Origin of the sequence: Sphingomonas sp. Leaf25, assembly GCF_001421635.1 — a bacterium.
Lineage (GTDB): Bacteria > Pseudomonadota > Alphaproteobacteria > Sphingomonadales > Sphingomonadaceae > Sphingomonas.
In genome coordinates this window covers 26276-47070 of record NZ_LMKU01000027.1, presented here as the reverse complement: position 1 = coordinate 47070, position 20795 = coordinate 26276, and the positions used below count along the sequence as shown (strand labels likewise).

General features: G+C 62.4%; 20 protein-coding genes. 9 read left to right on the top strand and 11 right to left on the bottom strand.

Annotation, left to right across the window (positions count from 1 at the left end; all coding sequences use genetic code 11):
* Positions 1-49 precede the first annotated feature (49 nt).
* Positions 50-808: a transporter substrate-binding domain-containing protein gene (locus ASE78_RS10620; RefSeq protein WP_056496783.1), complete on the bottom strand. Its 759-nt coding sequence runs from the start codon at positions 806-808 to the stop codon at positions 50-52.
* Complete coding sequence (locus tag ASE78_RS10615) at positions 801-1937, bottom strand: 2-methylaconitate cis-trans isomerase PrpF family protein (RefSeq protein WP_056496780.1); 1137 nt, start codon at positions 1935-1937, stop codon at positions 801-803. Before ASE78_RS10615 ends, ASE78_RS10620 begins: the two co-directional genes overlap by 8 nt.
* 188 nt (positions 1938-2125) lie before the next feature.
* On the opposite strand from ASE78_RS10615, the gene ASE78_RS10610 reads away from it, so the two are divergent.
* Positions 2126-3433 (top strand): MFS transporter, encoded by a 1308-nt coding sequence (locus tag ASE78_RS10610; RefSeq protein ID WP_056496777.1) that lies wholly within the window; start codon positions 2126-2128, stop codon positions 3431-3433.
* A gap of 2 nt (positions 3434-3435) precedes the next feature.
* A complete protein-coding gene (locus ASE78_RS10605; RefSeq protein ID WP_056496776.1) occupies positions 3436-4518 on the top strand; it encodes an ATP-grasp domain-containing protein in 1083 nt (360 codons plus the stop codon).
* Positions 4519-5231: 713 nt separating this feature from the next.
* On the opposite strand, the gene ASE78_RS10600 is transcribed toward ASE78_RS10605, so the two are convergent.
* Positions 5232-5840: a TetR/AcrR family transcriptional regulator gene (locus ASE78_RS10600; RefSeq protein WP_056496773.1), complete on the bottom strand. Its 609-nt coding sequence runs from the start codon at positions 5838-5840 to the stop codon at positions 5232-5234.
* 153 nt (positions 5841-5993) lie between these two features.
* On the opposite strand from ASE78_RS10600, the gene ASE78_RS10595 reads away from it, so the two are divergent.
* The 6 genes from ASE78_RS10595 to ASE78_RS10570 all read left to right on the top strand — a co-directional run bounded on the left by ASE78_RS10595 (position 5994) and on the right by ASE78_RS10570 (position 12991).
* Positions 5994-6545 (top strand): 2Fe-2S iron-sulfur cluster-binding protein, encoded by a 552-nt coding sequence (locus ASE78_RS10595; RefSeq protein WP_082467147.1) that lies wholly within the window; start codon positions 5994-5996, stop codon positions 6543-6545.
* Positions 6542-7528 (top strand): FAD binding domain-containing protein, encoded by a 987-nt coding sequence (locus tag ASE78_RS10590; RefSeq protein WP_056496767.1) that lies wholly within the window; start codon positions 6542-6544, stop codon positions 7526-7528. Before ASE78_RS10595 ends, ASE78_RS10590 begins: the two co-directional genes overlap by 4 nt.
* Entirely contained in the window at positions 7525-9858 is a 2334-nt protein-coding gene (locus ASE78_RS10585) for a xanthine dehydrogenase family protein molybdopterin-binding subunit (protein WP_056496764.1), read from the top strand. Before ASE78_RS10590 ends, ASE78_RS10585 begins: the two co-directional genes overlap by 4 nt.
* Before the next feature lie 123 nt (positions 9859-9981).
* Positions 9982-11070: a prolyl aminopeptidase gene (pip, locus tag ASE78_RS10580; protein ID WP_200911036.1), complete on the top strand. Its 1089-nt coding sequence runs from the start codon at positions 9982-9984 to the stop codon at positions 11068-11070.
* Between the two features lie 137 nt (positions 11071-11207).
* Positions 11208-12437, top strand: coding sequence for an alkene reductase (locus ASE78_RS10575; protein ID WP_235515010.1), 1230 nt, complete (start codon positions 11208-11210; stop codon positions 12435-12437).
* A 29-nt stretch (positions 12438-12466) separates the two neighbouring features.
* Positions 12467-12991: a VOC family protein gene (locus tag ASE78_RS10570; RefSeq protein WP_056496758.1), complete on the top strand. Its 525-nt coding sequence runs from the start codon at positions 12467-12469 to the stop codon at positions 12989-12991.
* A gap of 4 nt (positions 12992-12995) precedes the next feature.
* Here the strand turns inward: ASE78_RS10570 and ASE78_RS10565 are convergent, their stop codons facing one another.
* On the bottom strand, positions 12996-14030 hold the full coding sequence (locus ASE78_RS10565; protein ID WP_200911035.1) for a LysR family transcriptional regulator: 1035 nt from the start codon (positions 14028-14030) through the stop codon (positions 12996-12998).
* 50 nt (positions 14031-14080) lie between these two features.
* Between ASE78_RS10565 and ASE78_RS10560 the strand changes: the two genes are divergently transcribed.
* The gene (locus ASE78_RS10560; protein WP_082467146.1) at positions 14081-15034 is read left to right on the top strand and encodes an NAD(P)-dependent oxidoreductase; all 954 of its coding nucleotides are present in this window, start codon (positions 14081-14083) and stop codon (positions 15032-15034) included.
* Positions 15035-15113: 79 nt separating this feature from the next.
* Here the strand turns inward: ASE78_RS10560 and ASE78_RS10555 are convergent, their stop codons facing one another.
* The 7 genes from ASE78_RS10555 to ASE78_RS10525 all read right to left on the bottom strand — a co-directional run bounded on the left by ASE78_RS10555 (position 15114) and on the right by ASE78_RS10525 (position 20794).
* Complete coding sequence (locus tag ASE78_RS10555) at positions 15114-15608, bottom strand: DUF3237 domain-containing protein (RefSeq protein WP_056496753.1); 495 nt, start codon at positions 15606-15608, stop codon at positions 15114-15116.
* Positions 15609-15652: 44 nt separating this feature from the next.
* On the bottom strand, positions 15653-16372 hold the full coding sequence (locus ASE78_RS10550) for an SDR family NAD(P)-dependent oxidoreductase (protein ID WP_056496751.1): 720 nt from the start codon (positions 16370-16372) through the stop codon (positions 15653-15655).
* 51 nt (positions 16373-16423) lie between these two features.
* Complete coding sequence (gene pcaF, locus ASE78_RS10545) at positions 16424-17632, bottom strand: 3-oxoadipyl-CoA thiolase (protein WP_056496748.1); 1209 nt, start codon at positions 17630-17632, stop codon at positions 16424-16426.
* 11 nt (positions 17633-17643) lie between these two features.
* Positions 17644-18291 carry a 3-oxoacid CoA-transferase subunit B gene (locus tag ASE78_RS10540; protein ID WP_056496743.1) on the bottom strand — a complete coding sequence of 216 codons (648 nt, stop codon included), beginning with the start codon at positions 18289-18291 and terminating at the stop codon, positions 17644-17646.
* The gene (locus ASE78_RS10535; protein ID WP_056496740.1) at positions 18288-18989 is read right to left on the bottom strand and encodes a 3-oxoacid CoA-transferase subunit A; all 702 of its coding nucleotides are present in this window, start codon (positions 18987-18989) and stop codon (positions 18288-18290) included. The genes ASE78_RS10540 and ASE78_RS10535 overlap by 4 nt, the downstream gene beginning before the upstream one ends.
* Positions 18990-19055: 66 nt before the next feature.
* Complete coding sequence (locus ASE78_RS10530; protein WP_056496737.1) at positions 19056-19847, bottom strand: SDR family NAD(P)-dependent oxidoreductase; 792 nt, start codon at positions 19845-19847, stop codon at positions 19056-19058.
* Positions 19844-20794 carry an intradiol ring-cleavage dioxygenase gene (locus ASE78_RS10525; RefSeq protein WP_056496734.1) on the bottom strand — a complete coding sequence of 317 codons (951 nt, stop codon included), beginning with the start codon at positions 20792-20794 and terminating at the stop codon, positions 19844-19846. Before ASE78_RS10525 ends, ASE78_RS10530 begins: the two co-directional genes overlap by 4 nt.
* Between the last annotated feature and the right edge of the window lies 1 nt (position 20795).

Sequence of the window (20795 nt, the reverse complement as noted above, 5' to 3'; positions counted from 1 at the left end):
GGCCCTGTCGTCTTTCGCGACTGGTGCGGCCGAGATTCAGATATTCAGATCAGCGACCATCTGCCGCTATCAGCGGGGCAACCCGGACGTCGGTGATCCCATGTCGTGCGAGCGCCGAATCGACGCTGCCGTCGGCTTTGGCATCCTCGATGAAGCGAGCCAGAACGCGCGCTGCTGCCGGGCCACGCGAACGGTGAATGCCCATCGCTTGCTCGATTGTCATGAAGCACCAAGGCAACAGGCGCAGGTCGCTTCGTGTCAGTGCATCAGCCTCAAGTTGCTGGCGCACGCCGGCTGCTACATCTGACCCGCTCTCCAGGAACACGCCGACGACTGCCGGCGACGTGGGCGCACGTTCGATCGTCGCGTGGCGGATAGTGCGCGAGAGGTGAAGATCATACGCGCTGCCCAGCCCGACCGTAATGCGGACGCCCGGCCGGTCTACGTCCTCGTTCCAGAGGAACGGTGCGTCATGGCGGACGAGATAGCTGCCTTCGATAAGCACCTCCGGCATTGTGAATGCGATATCGCGTGCTCGCTGCGGATCGCGGGCGAAGAATCCGACATCGGCTGCGCCGCTTTCGACTGCGGCAACAGCCTGTCCTGCGGACGGAAACGGAAGCAAGGTGACTGGTAAGCCAAGCCGCTCCGCCAGCGCGCGCGCCAGATCGACGGAGACACCGCTCAGAACGCCATCCGCATCGCACTTGGCGATTACTGCGTTGCCATGGTTGATTGTCACGCGTAGCGTTCCGGACGGCGCGAACGCGGTCCGGATGGCATCATCGATAGCGTCGATGTCAGGCATGGACGAATACCGTCCCCTTCATCAGAGGACGCGCGGTTCTAAAGAAGGAACCGCGCTTCGCGAACCACGTGCCGTCATGGCATTCAACCGATGCGTCCGCGGTGAGAATGCCTGAAGGCATGCCGACACGAAGCGTCCCGTCCCCTCCGGTCCGCACGGTTTCAGCCACCAGACTGCCCGGCAACTTTGCCGCAACCGCAGTGCAGAGCGTTGCGGTCAGCGGGAGAGCCTGATGCGGCACCCCGTTCGAAATGACGCGCGCGGTCAGGTCCATCTCATCCGCGCGGTGAGCTTGGCCGGACATGTCGACGGCATTCTGTGGCGCGGAGATGATGCAGACGAAGGGCACATGGATGACAGTGGCCGCGTGTTCCGCGTCGCGGCCAATACCCATCGCGACCGAGGCTGCGATGCGGATCTGCGCCAAACGACCAAGGAGCCCGGGCACACTTTCAATCTCGGTCGGCAGTTCCGTACCGCTCAGCCCAATCGCTTCGGCCGCTATGAACACGCACGCGTTGGCGGCATCCACCATCGAGACGTCGAATGCGCCGAGGCCCGGCACATCCAGCGTCTGACGAACAGCCCCGGTCGGCAGCAACCTGCCAGTGCTGGCCCCGCCGGGTTCGATAAAATCGAGGCGGATCGGCGCACCGGTCCCGGAGACTCCTGGAATAGCGAGATCGCCGGCGTAGACCGTCCGACCATCGGCAACTGCAAAAGTCGCATGAATGATCTTCTTGGTGTTCGTATTGTAGACCCGGACGACGGCCTCACCATCGGGTGGCGTGATCAGTTGCTCATCGACCGCGAATGGCGCCACGGCGGACAGCATGTTTCCGCAGTTGCCGGACATATCAACACGGGCACCGTTCACTACGACCTGGACGAAGCTGTAATCGACGTCGGCGTCATCGCGCTCTGACGGCTGGACGATGCACGCTTTGGATACGGACGAGACGCCTCCGCCCATGCCGTTCAATTGACGCCCATAAGGGTCCGGGCTTCCCATCGCGGCCATGAGCGGTGGTCCCCAATCGGCGACATCTGCGGGCATCGCATCACGGTGAATCATCAGCGCCTTGCTCGTCCCGCCGCGCATGAACACCGCATCGATCGTCGACATCATTTCCGTGAGCCTTCTACAATCCGCCGAGAGACGCCCGCATGCACCAAAGGCCACAGCGCGCTTCATCTCCAACGCAAACCTGCATCTGCATATGGTCCTTTACAACACAAAGAACCAGCCGTAGCAAGTCGCCTACAGCAACTGGGATGCGTGATGACGCATACCCGTGAGCATCAAGGAGCAGGCCGATGCCGGATCAGCCAATGAGTGAAGACGTGCAAGCCAGCACGATGAAAACCGTCGGCTTAAGGCTGATACCATTGCTGATGGTCTGCTATTTTATCGCTTACGTGGACCGCGTGAACGTCGGCTTTGCCGCGTTGACAATGAAGGCCGACATTGGCCTGAGTGACGCCGCGTTCGGGTTGGGCGCCGGCCTGTTCTTCGTGGCATATGTTATGTTCGAAATACCAAGCAATCTTGCGATGACCCGCTTCGGGGCACGCGCATGGATTGCCCGGATTATGGTCACATGGGGTGTCGTCGGCATGGCCACGGCCTTCGTCTCGGGGCCAATGGGCTATTACGTGCTACGCTTCCTGTTGGGCGCGGCTGAGGCAGGCTTCTTTCCCGGTGTAATCCTCTACATCACGCAGTGGTTTCCCAAGGCCTATCGCGCCAGAATCGTGGCTTCGTTCATGATCGCCGTGCCGTTCTCCAGCTTCCTTGGATCGCCATTGTCGGCCGCTTTGCTGTCGCTTGATGGAGCGATGGGCTTCAGCGGCTGGCAATGGGTTTTCCTGGCCGAGTCGTTCCCAGCGATCGTTCTGGCGGTCTTGGTGCTGCGCTACCTGCCTAACCGGCCGTCTGATGCGACATGGCTACACCCAGAGCAGACCGCATGGCTCGAACGGACGTTGGCCGACGAGCGCGGCGCTCAGCCTGATGAGAAGCATGGATCGGTGCTCGCCGGGCTGCTCCATCCCCGCGTGTTGGCACTCGCGTTGGTTTACGCAGGCATTTCTGCGACCAGCAACTCGTTGTCGCTGTGGCAGCCTCAGATCCTGAAGGAATTTGGTCTCTCGAACTTCGAAACCGGACTTATCAATATGATCCCGTTCGGCCTCGGGTCCGTTTTCATGATCGTGTGGGCGATCCGCGCCGATCGGGCGAACGAACGGGTCTGGGCAACCGCGCTTCCGCTCTTGATGTCGGCGACTTGCCTCATTCTGACGAACTTCACCAGCTCGCTACCGATCACCCTAGGGCTGCTTAGCCTGACGCTGATCGGTAACTTTGCGGTGAAGGGTCCATTCTGGGCCTTCGCGACGGAACGCATGAGCCCTGCCCAGGCAGCGGGGGGTATCGCTGCTATCAACACCATCGCTCACCTTGGTACCGGGGGCGTTACGTGGCTGATCGGTGTCGTGCGCGGTGCGACCGACAGCTTTCCGATCGCGCTACTCACCCTTGTAGCACTGATCGTCGCGGGTGTGGTGACGCTGCTCTGGTTGAGTGGTGCCCGCATCGGTCGCCGTCCCGAAATGAAGGCATGAACATGACGAAGCCTACGGTTGTGGCGGTGTTGTATCAGGCGCTACCACCCCCGGTAATCGATGGCTTGCGCAAGGATGCAAAGCCCGGCGGCTACTCCGATGGCGGTGCAGATATCGCGTTCGCGCTGCGAACGGCCGGTCAGGCGGTAGTTACGCCGTCCCCGTCACCCGACCCCGCCGTGCCGCTGGATTGGGTGTTTCCCGACACGATCGAAGGCATATGTGCGGCAGCGAAGGCAGGTGCATCCACCCTGTGGGCAAATACGGTGTTGTTTGCCGGTCACCCGCTCGAGACGGTGCTGCACGACTTCGACATCGTCGGGCAATTGCCGGCTGCTATCCACATCTACGACGACAAGTTCGAGACGAACCGGATCATGATTGCTGCGGGCTTGCCCGTTGCCGCCTCATTCCTTGTCTCCCGGGAAGCCCGCGATGGTGTTCATGCCCTAGAAAACGTCAGCCGTGTCTGTTCAGATATCGGCCTGACGTTCCCTATGATTGTTAAGCCGGTTCGCGGGCGGGGCAGTCAGGGCGTGACGAGGGTCGCAGATTTGGACGAGCTGCATACCGCTGCGGAAGCGCTCATCGAGGCGGCGACCTTCGGCAACGTGCTGATGGTCGAGGAATATCTGGACGGTGACGAGATGACCGTCACCGTCCTGCCGCCTCACGCTCCGCGTCCAGACGGCACGATAGCCGGTACGCACTGGGCATTGCCGGCAGTATACCGCTTTGACCAAGCTGCCGGCGTGGCACCGTATAACGGCGACGTGCCGGTTACCGCAAATTCAATCGCGATCGATGCGACACGGCAAGAGGATCCAGCCATAGTAGCGATGGTGCGGGCGTGCGAAACCGCAGCTGCTTTAGTCGATGCGCGAACTATAATACGGATCGATTGCCGTGGTGCGCGAGATGGTATGTTCAAGCTATTCGACTTGAACATGAAGCCAAACCTCACCGGTCCTGGTCGACCAAGTCGGGACGACCAAGATAGCTTGTCCTCCATTGCGGCCCGTGCAGCAGGATGGACCTATGTTGATCTGTTGCAGGCGACCCTTGCAGCACGATGGCGAAAATAGCTGAGCCAAAGGCGGGCGGTATTGACATCAATGGATGAACCGATCGCGCGTCGCGAAAAGGCGTTCCGACGGCTGCAAAACCGGACATCCAGCTTGGTTGGTAATCAGAAGTATCCCGGTCGGATCCGTCGACCCGCAGACACCGCTATCTCCCGACGTCTGATCGCGTTTTCGTGGTGGTCACTATCAATGGGAACTACCCATTCCCACAATCGTTGTGATCGGTGTCAACAGGTTTCTATGCACGCTGGTGTTGGATCGCTGACGTCAATCAAAAAGGAAATGAAATAGTGTGCATTGGAGTGACGGGCTCAATGGGTAAATTTAGCGCGTTTTGGAGATACCGCTGCATGTCCATATCACCCTTGATCAACGTCGACATATAATGATTGTGGACGAGAATGATGCCTGGGACACCAAGGTCAGGGCCGATGCTGCCTTACGCCTTGCGCAATGTGCAATGGAGCTTGTGCACAACCTTACAGTGCGAATGGGTGGAAGAGTCGATTTCGAGGATGCAGCACGCGGACTACTTAATAGTGAATGCGTGGATGGGCTGGAGTCGGACCACTTCCGACTTGAAAAAGCCTCGCGAGAACTTTGCGCCCACATGATGCGGGAGCTCGACAGGATGCTCAAATAGTCTAAATAGATAACTAAGAATATTGTTTATGATAGATAAGTATTGATTTGTATGCAAAATAAATTCAAACCTATATTGCTGCCAAGCGCGCTTTGGCATCGGAATGCACCGTTCTGAAGGCTTCAGACACGGAATCTAGGACCTCATCCGCGAGCAAAGGATCGGCTTTGGTCATTGCCCGCGAAACGGCAACCGCTCCTACCTGCGAGGCGAACGCGGCTATTGCGATTCTACGCTTGGTTGGCGCGTCGATCGAACTGTCGAGAGTTTTTTCAAGCACTCCTACCCAATGTTTGAAGGCCGACGCAAAGCTCGCGCTGACTGCATCCCCTTGGCGCGCCACCTCGCTGAAAGAGGCAACCATTGGGCAACCTGTGCCCATGTCCTCTCGCGACTGGATCGAAAGGAACGCGGCAAGATACTCTTCAAATGCGGGCTCCCGGTCTCCGGCCCAAGCGACTCTATCGACCATTGCTCCCGCAAAGCCGTGTGAGAAGGCTTCGGCAACCAGCGCTTCCTTGGAATCAAAGTGAGCGTACAGCGCACCTTGGGTAAGCCCGGCCTCCTTTGCAATATCCTTCACGCCGACCCGATCGACGCCACGAAGCCGGAACAGCCGGCTAGCCGCACTTAGCAGCGCCGTTCGGTTTTCTGCGGCTTTCTCTTTCGAAACCTTCATCGCTAACTCCAAACGTCCGATCGCAATTTTAATTGCGGACGCTATCAAACGCCGATAGCGACCTGGATCAGCAATCATTGTGGGCGCTACTAACACATGTCGTGGGCGAACACATTGCAGAGTGTCTGACAACAGCCCGGAAGGAGGCCAGATATGCCCATCCAAGTGAACGGCTCAATGGTCTCCATTCCCGATGACCCACGCACTTCGCTGCTCGATCTGTTACGTGAGCAATCGCACCTTACTGGCACCAAGATTGGCTGCAACCAAGGCGCTTGCGGCGCCTGCACGGTCCTGGTCGATGGCGAGCGGATCGTCTCGTGTCTGGCGCTCGCCGTGCAATATGATGGCCGCGCGATCACGACCGTCGAAGGTCTGGCCGAAGGCAACGACGGAAGCCTGCACCCGCTCCAAGCTGCCTTCATTGAACATGATGGCTTTCAGTGTGGCTACTGTACACCGGGCCAGATATGCTCTGCCATCGGCATGGCAGGCGAGATCGCCCGAGGCATCCCGAGCCATGTAACTGAAGACCTCGCGGCCGAGACTATCGCCATCAGCCGTGCCGAGTTCCAAGAGCGGATGAGCGGCAATCTGTGCCGATGCGGCGCGCACAACGGCATCATCGATGCGATCAGCGAGGTCTACGGGAGCGCCCACGCTGCACAGGACGACGCCGCGCTCGTCAAGGAGGTAGCGCAATGATCCCGTTCAGCTATTCGCGTGCGGAAGATGCGGACCAGGCGCTCGCACTGGCGTCCGCGCCGGGTGCCAAGTTCCTGGGTGGCGGCACCAACCTTGTCGACCTGATGCGCGAAACGGTCGAGAAACCAACCGCGCTTGTCGACGTAACCGGGCTCGCCGAGATGATTGAGGAGCGCAAGGACGGCGGCCTGCTGATCGGCGCGGGCGTGAAGAACAGTGCTCTCGCCGCACACCCGGCGGTGCGTACCCGCTATCCAGTGCTGTCTCGCGCGATCTCGGCAGGCGCCAGCGCGCAAATCCGCAACATGGCGACGGTCGGCGGCAACTTGCTTCAGCGCACGCGGTGTACCTATTTCTACGACAATGAAGGTGCGCGCTGTAACAAGCGTACACCAGGGCAGGGTTGCGACGCGATCGATGGCTTCAACCGCATCCATGCCATTCTAGGCGCATCAGACGCGTGCGTAGCAACGCATCCATCCGACATGTGCGTAGCGCTCACCGCACTTGACGCGGTGGTCCACATCAGCGGCACTGGGGGCAACCGCAGCGTGGCCCTGAACGACTTCCATCGCCTGCCAGGCGTCCGACCGGACATCGAGACGGTGCTCGAGGCTGGCGACATGATCACCGCTGTCGAACTGCCGGCGTCGCCGATTGCAGCACATTCCAACTACCGCAAGGTGCGCGACCGGGCGAGCTACGCCTTCGCCTTGGTGTCCGTGGCTGCGGCGCTCGAGATCGAAGATGGCATGATCAAGGACGTGCGGCTCGCGCTTGGCGGGGTGGCCCACAAGCCGTGGCGCGCGGTTAAGGCGGAGATGCTGCTGAAAGGCGGCCCGGCAAATGCGACGTCCTTCCGCGCGGCGGCAGAGGCAGAGTTGGCCGATGCCAGGCCGCTCAACGACAATGGTTTCAAGATCGAGCTGGCGGCGCGCACGATTGTTGCCGTGCTCTCGGAACTCGCGGGAGCAGAAGCATGAGCAACGTCTTCAAAGAAGCCAAGAACACGGTGCAGGCCGTTGCGCAGATGGCGATGATGAAGGCGGTTCAGCTCGCCCCAGATAGCTTCATCCCGGGTGGCAGGTCTGATCCCCTGATCCGCGAACAGCACGGCAATATCGGCAAGCCGCTCTCTCGGCTCGATGGTCCGCTCAAGGTGCGCGGAGCGGCGACGTTCGCGGCCGAGTTCCCGATCGATGGAATGCTCTACGCATCGGTCGCGTTCAGCAACGTGGTCAAGGGGCGCATCAGTCGGATCGATGTGGCGGCAGCGGAAGCCGCGCCCGGCGTGACTCTGGTGATGACGCACCTCAACGCGCCAAAGATGGCGAGCACTCCGCTGCTCAACTCCAAGCCAAAGGCGGCAGGCAACATCGACCTGCCGATCATGCAGGACGACCGCGTGCACTGGAACGGACAGCCAATCGCGATTGTGCTCGCTCAAACGCAGGAACAGGCCGATCACGCCACGTCGCTGCTCCGCTTCGAGTATGACACCGAGGCCGCGGTCACTACCTTTATCGAAGCCAAGGCCAACGGCACTGATACCGGCGTGATGAGGGGTATGCCGCTCAAAATGGAGAGCGGGGATACGGACAAGGCGTTGGCCACCGCGCCGTACACGGTCGACGTCACCTACACAACCCCGCGGCAGAACCACAACGCGATCGAGCTCCACGCCTGCACCGTTGCATGGGACGGGGACACGCTGCGCGTTCATGATGCCTCGCAGCTTGTCGCACACACAGCCTGGAGCCTCGCCCAGGTGTTCGGGGTTGAGGAAGATCAGGTTCGTGTGACATCTCCGTTCGTCGGCGGCGGCTTCGGTGGCAAGTGCCTGTGGTGGCATCAGGTCCTCGCCGCCGCGGCCTCCAGGCTGTCCGGGCGGCCGGTGCGCCTGATGCTCTCGCGTGAAGGTGTCTACCGCGTCATCGGCGGCCGGGGTCAGACCGAGCAGCGTGTCGCGATCGCGGCACAGGCGGACGGCACGTTCGACGCGCTGGTTCATACCGGAACGGCGGCGGTCAGCCCGCACAACCCCATGCCGGAGCCGTTCATCCTGCCGGTCATGAGCGTCTATTCCAGCGGCAGTCTCAAGTTCGATCTCCAGATCGCCTATGTCGACACGCTGCCCAACACTTTCATGCGCGCTCCTGGCGAAGCAGTCGGCAGCTTTGCGCTCGAAAGCGCGATCGACGAGCTCGCCGTGCAGATGGATATGGATCCCATCGACCTGCGCCTGAAGAACGAGCCTGAGAAGGATCCGCTGACGGGCGCGCCGTTCTCGCAACGTGATACGGAGAAAGCCTACCGCGACGGCGCGGAGCGGTTTGGCTGGTCGGAGCGGGCCGGGCCGGGCGCTCGGCGCGAGGGCGAGTGGCAGATCGGCATGGGCGTCGCCACGGCGACCTACCCCTATTACCGCGAGCCAGGTGGCGCGGCACGTATGACGCTGTCACGCGACGGCGCTGTGACAGTCGAGATTGCTGCACACGAGATGGGCATGGGGACCATGACGGCGCACACCCAGGTGATTGCCGATCGCCTTGGATTGCCGCTCGACAAGGTGCACTTCGAATATGGCGACAGCTTCCAGCCCGGTGTGGTCCGCGGCGCCGGAGCGCAACAGACCGCCTCGATTGGAGCCTCGGTGATTGCCGCGCACCGCGAGCTGGTGGGAGAACTGCTCAAGCTTGCGGGCAACGATTCACCAATCGCTGGGCTGACAGTAGACGAAGTGGGCGGCATCGATGGCGGCCTTGCCAAGCTCGACGAGCCAGGCCGGCACGAAAGCTACGCTTCGATCTTAGCACGTACCCAGCGGGACGACCTGGTGGTTGTTGGCACCGCTCCGCCACCACTCGAAACGCAGCATTGGTCGATGCACAGCCACGGCGCCATGTTCTGCGAAGTGGGAGTCAACGCCGTAACCGGGGAGGTTCGCGTACGTCGCTTCCTTGGCTCGTTCGACTGTGGTCGTATTCTCAATCCCAAGACTGCGGCCAGCCAGTTCCGTGGCGGTATCATCATGGGGCTTGGCCTAGCGTTGATGGAGGAGACGCAGTTCGATGAACGGCTGGGGCGCATCATGAACCCGAGCCTCGCTGAATATTACGTGCCGGTGCACATGGACGTGCCCGAGATCGACGTCATCTGGACCGACATCCCTGATCCGCACACACCGATGGGCGCACGCGGCATCGGCGAGATCGGCATCACGGGCGTGGGTGCGGCTGTTGCAAACGCTATCTTCAATGCGACCGGTCGCCGTATACGTGACCTGCCAATAACATTGGACAAGCTGCTGTAATGTATTTGATGTGAAACCGTTCGATTCGGCGTGCAATGAGCTTGCTCCTGCAGATATCGTGACATTGAGCTTACCGGCTGTGCCACATACATCTACCTGTTCTTGGCAAAGTGACGAAAAACAATGATCGATTTTTCAGAATTGCAATCGACAAGCACAATCACAGACGAATGGAAGTATCCCGAAGCGGGGGCCGGTCGCAGCGGGCTGCTGCAGGTCGCCTCAGAGCCAAATCACAGGCTCTATTGGGAGGAATATGGTAGCCGAACAGGCGAACCTGTAATGTTCTTGCACGGAGGGCCAGGGGGAGCATGCGCTCCAATTATGGTGCGCTTTTTCGATCCTACGCGCTACCGCGTCATTATTTTCGACCAACGCGGATGTGGCAAGAGCGAGCCGACTGTTGCCGACGCGGGGCCGGCGGTTGCCCTTAACGGTAACACCACGGACTGCTTGGTTGAAGACATCAACAAGCTACGGGGTGCTCTCGGCATTACTAGCAAGATGCATGTGTTCGGAGGGAGCTGGGGCAGTACGCTGGCCCTGGTCTACGCTATTCGATACCCGCAGCACGTTGCTACGCTAATCCTGCGAGGCATCTTCCTCGGATGTCGCGACGACCTGCTCTATATGTATCAGGGAAATGCCGAAAGCTTTGCCGATGCGCCCTTCGCACTTACGAGACCCGGCAGCTATGTCTCTTATCCCGAAGAGTGGAAGGCATTTGTAGAGATCATTCCCATTGACCAGCGTCGCGACATGATGGCTGCCTACAAGGCGATCTTCGATATGAATCCTACAACTGACGCCGAGCGCGCGCTGCAACTGCGCGCTGCACTCGCCTGGTCCGTTTGGGAAGCCGCAATATCGAACCTTATTCCTGAACAGCATCCGGGAAAATTTGGCGAAGCAGCATTCGCGTTATCATTTGCTCAGATCGAGGCACATTTTTTCGCTAATGATCTGTTTCTCGAACATGATTATATTCTTAGCAGGATTGACCGGATCGCCTACATTCAGACTCATATCGTGCATGGTCGTTTCGACCAAGCCAGCCCGCTTACGCAAGCATCGCGACTCAAGGAAGCATTGACCGCAGCTGGCACCCCTCCAGCGACCTATCTGGTCACGAATGCCGGGCATAGCGCGATGGAGCTACAGACCGCGCTTGCGTTGACTGCGATAATGGATGGACTTCCGCTATTAGGCTAGCGCCGCTGCCGCTGTGCAGCTCCAGGATAATTTATAATCTCTGGGTAGTTTAATTGCTATACCATCCGTCGTCTTTGCAAAGTCTCATGACATAGAACCTCACGGTGATTCTGCTGGGTGGAAAGTTTTCAATAGCCTTGGCCGAGCTGCATTACTTTAAGGTTTCCCTCTTGGAAACACAGAAGCGCTCTAATGCGCCATTGTCGGCCCGGCGAGCATCACCATCTTCTTCTCGAACAGCGAGAGAGCAGATGATCGACCTATTTCAACCCTACGAATTCGCCGGGCATCGGCTCGGTAACCGGATCGTCATGGCGCCGATGACGCGTGCCCGCCGGCCCGACTATGTCGCCGATGCAGAGACGGCATTCTATTATCGCCAGCGCGCAAGCGCGGGACTTATCGTCTCGGAAGGGACGCCCGTTTCGCCGGAAGGCCAGGGCTATATCAACGTGCCCGGCATCTGGTCAGGTGATCAGGTCGCGGGCTGGAGGCTGGTAACCGATGCGGTTCACGAGGAGGGCGGCGCAATATTCGCGCAGCTCTGGCACGTAGGTCGCATGTCGCATGTCTCACTCCAGCCGAACGGTGGACAGCCGGTCAGTTCGACAGCCAAGCCGGCGCGTGATCCCAGGAGCCAGGCATTCGTGTTCCTCGACGACGGCTCGACCGGGATGGTCGAACCCAGCGTGCCGCGCCCGCTGGAAACCGGCGAGGTGGCGCGGGTGGTTGAGGATTTTGTCCGCGGCGCGCGCAATGCCCGGGAGGCGGGCTTCGACGGCATCGAATTGCATGCGGCCAATGGCTATCTGTTCGAGCAATTCCTTAACCCGGTGCTGAACGACCGCACCGACCGGTACGGCGGGTCGGTCGAGAACCGCACGCGGATCGTGCTCGAATCGATCGACGCGATGATCGCGGCGATTGGCTCGGAGCGGGTCGGTATCCGGCTGGCGCCGTTCAACCAGCAGTTCGACATGCCTGTCTATGACGACGGCGGCGAGACGTACCTGTTCCTTGCGCGCGAGTTGGCGAAGCGGCAGATCGCCTATGTCCATCTCAACGACAATTGGGCGGCCGGGCGCTCGGTGATCGACGATGCGTTTCTTCGCCGGTTCCGCGACGCGTTCGACGGCACGCTGATCCTGGCGGGATCGATGACGATTGAACGGGCGCGACGCCTCGTCAACGACGGGTTGATCGACCTGCCGGCGTTCGGGCAGCCGTTCATCGCCAATCCCGATCTCGTCGCACGCCTGCGTGACGACGCTCCGCTGGCGACGCCCGATCGCGACACTTGGTATGGCGGCGGATCGACCGGCTACACCGATTATCCCGCCTTGACCTCCAAACTGACAGCAGTCTGACCCCCACCCTGACCCAAGGAGACAAGATCATGCGCGCATCTCCCGTCCACGGCATGGACCATGTCGGCATCACGGTTCCAGATATCGAGGCGGCGACCCGCTTCTTCACAGCGGCGTTCGACGCCGAGGTAATCTACGACTCGAAGACCCTATCGGACGCACCCGACGAGGGCGCGGAGACCGAGCAAATGCTCAACCTGTTCCCCGGCACGAAGGTTGCTGCTGTGCGGATGGTCAAGCTGCGCAACGGGCCCGGACTGGAACTCTTCCAGATGGAGAGCCCGGAGCAGCGCGAGCCCGTGCGCCCGTCCGACTACGGGCTACAGCACTTTGCGGTCTATACCGACGACATCAAGGCGGCCGTCGCGCAGTTCGAGGCGGCGGGCGGCACGATGTTCAGCGAGCCGCAGGCGTTCATGTTCGGTCCCGAGGAAGGCGACGGCAATTATTTCTGCTATGGCCGCACCCCGTGGGGGTCGGTAATCGAGATGCTCTCCATCCCGTCGCCGATGCCGTATGAAAAGGGCACGCCCCTGCGCCGCTGGCGCCCATAACCCGTCAGCCGAGCCGACCCGCGTGCCCGAGATCGACCAGACGATCGATCATGTAGCGGACGCGCGGGCTGGCTTGGCGCGTGCCGGGCCAGATCAGCTGCACCGGCACGTCGGGCCCGCGCAATTCCTCCAGCACCGGTACGAGCCGCCCGTCCGCGATTTTTTCGCGGACCAGCACGGAGGGCATCTGGCATAGTCCCATGCCGGCGATCGCCATGGCGATGATCGCGTCGCCATCGCCGATCTGATGGACAGGCGGGGGGTCGATCTGCTGCCCTACCCCGTCGATGCGAACCGACCATCGCCCCGGCACGCCACGCCTGAAACCGACCAGGCACACATGCCGGGCCAGATCGTCGAGAGTGGCGGGCGTCCCGTACCGTGCGAGATAAGCCGGCGACGCGCAGATATGCTGGGGCTGTTCCACCAACGTCTTGGCCATCAGCCCAGCCGCATCCCGACTTCGCCCGAAGCGGACGACCAGATCCACCCCTTCCTCGATCGGATCGATCACCCGATCGGTGAAGCTGAGCGACAATTGCAAGTCGGGGGTCGCCTCGCAGATCTCCGTCAGCAACGGGACCAGCACGCGGCGGCCGAAGGCGGCGGGCATGTCGATCCGGAGGCGGCCGCGCGGGGCATCGCCACGGCCGCCCAGCGCGTCTTCCGTGTCGCGCAGGATGTCGATCGCGGAGACGCAGCTCGCCAGATACGCCTCGCCGCTGACGGTAAGCGTCAGGTTGCGCGTGGAACGGGTGAACAGGATTTCCCCAAGCCGTTCCTCCAGCCGCGTGATGGCCTTGCTGACCGCGGACTTAGTGAGGCCTAGCCGTTCGGCGGCGCGGGTGAAGCTGCCAGCGCCGGCGACTTCGACGAAGACGGCGATGCCGTTGAAATGATCCGTCATACCGGCTCGTCCGTCGTTGATGAAAATCGCGATGCCCCAATCGCGGGTGGATTTCGAGAAACCACCGTGAGGGTGAACGCACGCGAACGCACAGTTGAATACGGACGATCTAATCCAAGCGAGGCGCGACATCCATCTTCGACGTGTGACTTGGCCACTGTCGAGCGAATGGAGATACGATCATGACGACCCGACGCGAAATCCTGATTGGCGCCGGTGCCGCGGCGGTCGGCCTGACCGCCGCTGCCGGTATCGCCGAGGCACGCGAGCGCAGCGAGACGCACCCGAAGGTCGCGTTGCTGGGCACCGGCATCATGGGCTCTGGCATGGTGCGCAGCCTGCGTAAGGCCGGCCTGCCCGTCACAGTGTGGAACCGGACGGCCGCGAAGGCCGACGCGCTGCGCGCGTCTGGAGCGAGCGTCGCACAGACGCCGGAAGAAGCGGTGGCCGAGGCCGACATCGTCATCACGATGGTGTTCGATACGGCAGCGGTCGAGCAGGTGATGGCACGGGCCCTTCCCGCCATGCGGCCGGACGCGGTCTGGATGCAGAGCGCGACCGTCGGCCTTGCCGGCGTTCGGGAGCTGTCGGCGAAGGTCGACCGCTCGATCGCCTATGTCGATACTCCCGTCCTCGGCAGCAAGGACGCGGCGGAGGGCGGCACGCTCATCGTCGTATCGGCGGGCAATGCCGCCGGCAAGGCACGGTTGCAGCCGGTGTTCGACGCCATCGGCGACCGCGTGATCGACTGCGGTACGCAGCCCGGCGAGGCGCAACGCCTGAAGATGGTCGTTCAATCCTGGGCGATGTCGGTCACCAGCGCGACGGGACAGGCGGTCGCTCTGGCGTCCAATCTGGGTATCGATCCGAACGGCTTTCTTGGTGCAATCAAAGGCGGCTCGCAGGACTGCGGGTATGCCCACATCAAGGGCGAGGCGATCATGAAGGGCCAGTTCGATCCCGCCTTCACCGTCGAGGGTGCCGTCAAAGACACCGCGCTGGTCGCGCAGGCCATGACCGAAAGCAAGACCGACCCCGCGCTGATGCAGGCGCTCAATGCCGGTTACCGCGAAGTCGCCGCGTCCGGCCGAAACAAGGACGACATGGCGGCCGTCTTCTTCAGTTTCAAAGACTGACGAGCACGTCTCGGCACCGTCATCGCAAGCGGCGATGCGCCTGCGATGACCGCCGTGTCCGCACTTGGCGGGCATGCCGTCACAAGACCTCGAAGATGCTGTAGAGCGGACCGTCCGGAAAGCGGTGACCGGTGCCGATCGCGAGGATTCCGTTCAGCCAGGCATATTTCTCGGAGGCGGTCTCGAACACCGGGTTGCTGCGAAAATAGTAGCTGGCCGGATCGACGTCCTCGCCTCGGGCGAGAGCGGCAAGAATCTCTGGCGGTCCCCGCCGCACACCGCCATAGGTCATGCCGATCAGCGCGCCGTCGTCGGTTCGAAGCACCACTCGTACGTCAAGTGTCCAGCTTCCGTCACGGCGGACACTTTGCCAGTCGCTGCCGCCATCCAGCACCTCGCCGCGTAGACGCTCGCCTTCGAAACGGCCGCCGGTGATGACGCCGATGCGACGGTCCGCGCCAGGCGTCGCGCCGACATTTTCCGGCCCGCGTACGTCGAACCGCATCGCGAAAAGCGGCTGCGTCGCGATCGATCGCAGCGGGGCTGGCAGCGATGCCAGGGTCAGAGCGGACATGTCAGTCTCCTTCGTTGGTAGGGGCGATGGCGAGGCCGGAAAGATCAGCGAGCCAGATAGCCGCCATCGATGACGAGTTCCGAACCGGTGACGAAGGACGCATCGTCGCTGGCGAGGAAGAGGCAACCCGCGGCGATCTCCTCGGGCGTTCCGAACCGCCCCATCGGCGTATCGGCGGTGATTGCATCGTTTTGCTCCTCCGACTGTGCCGCGGTGAGCGGCGTCGCGATCAGGCCGGGATGAACCGAGTTCACCCGGATGCCTTCGCGCGCATGGAACAGCGCGGCGCTCTTGGTCAGGTTCCGGATCGCCCCCTCGGTGGCGGTGTAGGCCGCGAGGCCGGGTGCTCCGACGCTCCCCCAGATCGAGCTAACGTTGACGATGGAGCCGCGCCCGGCCGCACGCATGGCGGGTAACACGGCGCGCATCCCCAGCAACGGCCCGGTCTGATTGACGTCGATCACCCGGCGCCAGATGGCGAGATCGATATCGGCCACGCCATCGTAGCTGCCGATGATCCCGGCATTGTTCACCAGAATGTCGATGCGGCCCCATGTCTGCAACGCCTGCTGCGCGACAGCGGCCCAGTCCGACTCGTCCGATACGTCGAGCCGGACGCCCGTGACACCGTCGAAGGCGACGGGTTGAATGTCGCCGGCGAGGACGCGACATCCCTCGGCGGCGAAGCGTCGTGCAACGGCCGCGCCGATGCCTTGCGAGGCACCGGTGACGATCGCTACTTTTCCGTCGAGCCTTCCGGCCATCCTATCAACCTTTCCATGAACCTGATGATCGGAACGTAGAGCGCAACGCGCTCAAACCCGCTCGACAGCCAATGCGAGCCCCATACCGACGCCGATGCACAAGGTCGCCAGGCCGCGGCGGCCACCGGTCTTCTCGAGCTGATGGACCAGCGTCATGGCAAGCCGGGCACCCGACATGCCGAGCGGATGACCCAGCGCGATCGCCCCGCCATTGGCGTTCACGTGCGCGGCGTCGTCGGGCAGCCCCAGGGTGCGAAGGACCGCAAGGCTCTGGCTGGCGAACGCTTCGTTGAGTTCGATCGCGTCGAAATCCTCGATGGTGAGCCCCAGACGCGCCAGCAGCTTGCGGGTCGCAGGGACGGGACCGATGCCCATGACCCGAGGCTCGACCCCCGCCGATGCGAGGCCCAGGATTCTTGCCCGGGGCGTCAGACCATGTGCCTTGGCGGCTTCCTCGCTCGCCACGAACATCGCGGCGGCACCATCGTTGATGCCGGATGCGTTACCGGCGGTGACCGTTCCCTGCGGGCCGAACAGCGGCTTCAATCCGCTCAGGATCTCCAGCGTCGTTTCCGCCCGCGGATGTTCGTCGACGGAGACCTCCCGCGTCTCGCCGCGCTTCCTGCCCGGCACCGTGACCGCGACGATCTCTTCGGCGAAGAAGCCGTCGCGCTGACCGGTCGTCGCGCGCTGCTGGCTGCGCAGTGCGAATGCGTCCTGATCGGCACGGCTGATGCCATGATCCCCGGCGACGTTCTCGCCGGTCCGCGGCATGGTTTCGGTGCCGTAGAGCGCATCGAGCGCCGGGTTGACGAAGCGCCAGCCCAACGTGGTGTCCTCGAGCGTTTGCCCTCGCCCGAAGGCGGCGTCCGCCTTCCCCATTACGAAGGGCGCGCGGGTCATGCTCTCGACCCCGCCGGCGATCGCAAGCGCCATCTCGTCACTCCGGATCGCGCGCGCGGCTGCGCCGACCGCTTCCAGCCCCGATGCGCACAGCCGGTTGAGCGTGACGCCCGGAACGGTATGCGGCAGACCCGCCAGCAGCAGACTCATGCGCGCGACGTTGCGGTTGTCTTCGCCCGACTGGTTGGCACAGCCGTAGATGACCTCGTCGATGGCCGCCGGGTCGAGGCCCGGATTGCGGGTGGCCAGAGCACGCATCGGCACCGCGCCCAGATCGTCGGCGCGGATGCCGGCGAGAATGCCGCCGTAGCGGCCGACGGGCGTGCGTACCGCATCGCAGATGAAGGCTTCGGTCATGTCGTGATCCTCTACTTCGATGGTCGGACGGACAGGGTCACGCCCGTAAGCTTGCGCAGGTCGTCGATGGTCACGCCCTCGACCAGTTCGACAACCTGCGTGCCCCCGGCACCGACGTCGAAGACGGCCAGATCGGTGTAGACGCGCGATACGCAGCCCAGCCCGGTCAACGGATAGGTGCAGGTTTCGACCAGCTTGCTGTCCCCGTTGCGGGTCAGCAGCTCCATCATGACGAACGTCTGCTTCGCACCGATCGCCAGATCCATCGCGCCACCCACGGCGGGGATCGCGTCGGGCTCACCGGTGTGCCAATTGGCCAGATCGCCGGTCACCGATACCTGGAACGCGCCCAGGACGCAGATGTCGAGGTGGCCGCCGCGCATCATCGCGAAACTGTCGGCGTGGTGGAAGTAGCTGCCCCCTGCAAGCAACGTCACGGCCTGCTTGCCGGCGTTGATGAGGTCCCAGTCCTCCTCTCCAAACGCCGGAGCCGGCCCCATGCCGAGCAGGCCGTTCTCGCTCTGCAACAGGATCTCGCGATCGGCCGGAAGATAGTTCGCGACCTTGGTCGGCAGGCCGATCCCGAGGTTGACGTACGTGCCTTCGGGAATGTCGCGGGCGACGCGCGCCGCCATCTGGTCGCGGGTCAAACGGTTCATATGGTGTCTCCGGACCGGGTGTCGCTGGCGCTGTCGGGCGCGACGGCGACGACGCGCTGGACGAAAATGCCGGGTGTCACGATCGCTTCGGGATCGAGTTCGCCCAAGGGAACGATCTCCGCGACCTGCGCGATCGTCGTTCTGGCGGCCATGGCCATGATCGGACCGAAATTGCGCGCGGTCTTGCGGTAGACGAGATTGCCCCAGCGATCCCCGCGCAGCGCCTTCACCAATGCGAAGTCGGCGCGGATCGGATATTCCAGGACGTGGTGCCGGCCGTCGATCTCGCGGACCTCCTTGCCCTCCGCCAGCGACGTGCCGTAGCCGGTGGGCGTGAAGATGGCTCCGAGTCCCGCCCCGGCCGCCTGGATGCGCGCCGCCAGATTGCCCTGCGGCACGAGTTCGAGTTCGATTTTGCCGGCGCGATAAGCGGCGTCGAAGTGATGGGAGTCGTTCTGGCGCGGAAACGAGCAGATGATCCGGCGCACGCGCCCCTCACGGATCAACGCCGCGACGCCGCGTTCACCGTTGCCCGCATTGTTGTTGATGATGGTGAGGTCGCCCACCCCGCGCGCGATCAGCGCATCGACGAGCTGATCGGGCATCCCCGCGGTGCCGAAGCCGCCGATCATCACGGACGCGCCGTCCTCGATGCCAGCGACGGCCGCCGCGACGTCGGCCATGCCCTTGTCGATCATGAAAATCTCCTGCTCTGCATGCAGAGGTTTGCGAATGGTGTGCGCATCGCGCGTGCGGTTCCGGCCCTAGATGCCCCGAACGCTGCCGCCATCGACGCCCCACACGGATGAGGTGACGAAACTCGCAAGGCCGGACGCCAGAAAGACGATGACGTTGGCGACCTCTTGCGCGGTGCCCAGCCGTTGCAGCGGCAGTTCGCGCCGCTTCATCTCATGCTCGACGGCGGCCTGCGGTTCCATGCCGTGATGCTGGCCGAGGGTTTCGGCAAATCCGCCGGGCTTGGTCCAGAACGGTGTCCAGATCGGTCCCGGCGACACCGCGTTGACCCGCACGCGCGGCCCTTCTGCACGGGCCAGCGACTTGGTGAGCGCCAGCACCGCCGCCTTCAGCGCCGAATAGTCGGACGGTACCGGCTCGGGCTGCCGCGCAAGGTCCGAGGCGTTGTTGACGATCGCGCCACCGCTTTCCCGCAAGGCCGGGAGCAGCTGGCGGGTCGCCCGGACGTAGCTCATGAAGTTGAGCTGGAACGTCCTGTCCCAGTCGTCGTCGGTGAGCTGATCGAAGGTGCGGATCGATCCCGAACCAACGTTGTTGACTAGAATGTCCGCGGTGCCACCGTAATGCGACAGAAGTTGGCCGATGCCGTCCTGCATGCTCTGCGCATCGCTGAGGTCGGCGACTGCATAGCGCATAGGCACGTCCCCAAGCTCGCCCGCCAGTCCACGAAGCCCGGCCTCGTCGATATCGAGCAGCGCGAGTGCCACGCCCTCCTTCGCAAACGCTACTGCCGTCGCCCGGCCAATCCCGTTGGCCGCACCAGTGACAAACGCGATCTTTCCAGCCAGTCCCGTGTTCATGTCCGATCCTCCTCGGCTGTCTCGATCGACCAGTCTGCGTCGCTCCCAGCCGCTTTCGGAGCCAGAACGAAGTCCCATTCCACTAGCCAGAACGGATTGGCGACACCGAAGCGCTCCGCTTGCGCGGCATCGTCGACATGCCGAAAATCGGCGATCAGCGAGTCCTTGACGCCGAAGACGGCATCGTCGGGCAGATAGGTGCAGTCGGGTGTGAAGATGTGCGTGACTACGGTGTCGTAGCCCGGTTTCATCACGATAAAGTGCAAATGCGCCGCCCGGTTGGGATGCCGTCCCAGCGTTTTCAGCATCTCGCCTACGGGACCGTCATACGGGATCGGATAGTAGCGCGGCTTGATCGACCGGAACCAATAGCGTCCGTCTTCGTCGCTTTCGAAGACGCCACGCAGATTGAACGCCGGCTGCTTGTCCCGCTGCTGGACGTCGTAGAAACCTTCATCGTTCGCCTGCCATGTGTCGAGTGTCACGCCCGCGACCGGATTCCCGCGGTGATCGACGACCTTGCCGCGGACGACGAGCGGTTCACCTTTGCCGTCGAGACAGATGTTCGCACCGTTCATATAGCGCGGCGCACCCGCGACGTGGAAAGGGCCAAGAACCGTATTCTCTGTCGACCCTTCCGGGCGATGATGATTGATCGCGTCGACCAGCATGGAGACGCCCAGGGTATCGGACAGCAGGATGAACTCCTGCCGCCAATCCGTGCAGGTATGCCCAACGGCGGTCAGGAACCTGATCCCTTCGAACCACTCTTCGGAGGTCAGCGACACGTCCTTCACGAAATCGTGAAGATGCGTGACGAGCGATGCCATCACCGTCTTAATGCGCGGATCGACATCGGCGCCCATGCGGGCGTTGACGACCTCGGCGGATCGCGCCTCCTCGAAATAAGTCGACGCTTTGTCCTGCGTTGCGGGCTCCACGGTCATC

Bases quoted from the DNA above. Each gene is read 5' to 3' on its own strand.
- ASE78_RS10620 (WP_056496783.1), bottom strand. From the start codon at position 808: ATGCCTGACATCGACGCTATCGATGATGCCATCCGGACCGCGTTCGCG.
- ASE78_RS10615 (WP_056496780.1), bottom strand. From the start codon at position 1,937: ATGATGTCGACGATCGATGCGGTGTTCATGCGCGGCGGGACGAGCAAG.
- ASE78_RS10610 (WP_056496777.1), top strand. From the start codon at position 2,126: ATGCCGGATCAGCCAATGAGTGAAGACGTGCAAGCCAGCACGATGAAA.
- ASE78_RS10605 (WP_056496776.1), top strand. From the start codon at position 3,436: ATGACGAAGCCTACGGTTGTGGCGGTGTTGTATCAGGCGCTACCACCC.
- ASE78_RS10600 (WP_056496773.1), bottom strand. From the start codon at position 5,840: ATGAAGGTTTCGAAAGAGAAAGCCGCAGAAAACCGAACGGCGCTGCTA.
- ASE78_RS10595 (WP_082467147.1), top strand. From the start codon at position 5,994: ATGCCCATCCAAGTGAACGGCTCAATGGTCTCCATTCCCGATGACCCA.
- ASE78_RS10590 (WP_056496767.1), top strand. From the start codon at position 6,542: ATGATCCCGTTCAGCTATTCGCGTGCGGAAGATGCGGACCAGGCGCTC.
- ASE78_RS10585 (WP_056496764.1), top strand. From the start codon at position 7,525: ATGAGCAACGTCTTCAAAGAAGCCAAGAACACGGTGCAGGCCGTTGCG.
- pip (WP_200911036.1), top strand. From the start codon at position 9,982: ATGATCGATTTTTCAGAATTGCAATCGACAAGCACAATCACAGACGAA.
- ASE78_RS10570 (WP_056496758.1), top strand. From the start codon at position 12,467: ATGCGCGCATCTCCCGTCCACGGCATGGACCATGTCGGCATCACGGTT.
- ASE78_RS10565 (WP_200911035.1), bottom strand. From the start codon at position 14,030: ATGTCGCGCCTCGCTTGGATTAGATCGTCCGTATTCAACTGTGCGTTC.
- ASE78_RS10560 (WP_082467146.1), top strand. From the start codon at position 14,081: ATGACGACCCGACGCGAAATCCTGATTGGCGCCGGTGCCGCGGCGGTC.
- ASE78_RS10555 (WP_056496753.1), bottom strand. From the start codon at position 15,608: ATGTCCGCTCTGACCCTGGCATCGCTGCCAGCCCCGCTGCGATCGATC.
- ASE78_RS10550 (WP_056496751.1), bottom strand. From the start codon at position 16,372: ATGGCCGGAAGGCTCGACGGAAAAGTAGCGATCGTCACCGGTGCCTCG.
- pcaF (WP_056496748.1), bottom strand. From the start codon at position 17,632: ATGACCGAAGCCTTCATCTGCGATGCGGTACGCACGCCCGTCGGCCGC.
- ASE78_RS10540 (WP_056496743.1), bottom strand. From the start codon at position 18,291: ATGAACCGTTTGACCCGCGACCAGATGGCGGCGCGCGTCGCCCGCGAC.
- ASE78_RS10535 (WP_056496740.1), bottom strand. From the start codon at position 18,989: ATGATCGACAAGGGCATGGCCGACGTCGCGGCGGCCGTCGCTGGCATC.
- ASE78_RS10530 (WP_056496737.1), bottom strand. From the start codon at position 19,847: ATGAACACGGGACTGGCTGGAAAGATCGCGTTTGTCACTGGTGCGGCC.
- ASE78_RS10525 (WP_056496734.1), bottom strand. From the start codon at position 20,794: ATGACCGTGGAGCCCGCAACGCAGGACAAAGCGTCGACTTATTTCGAG.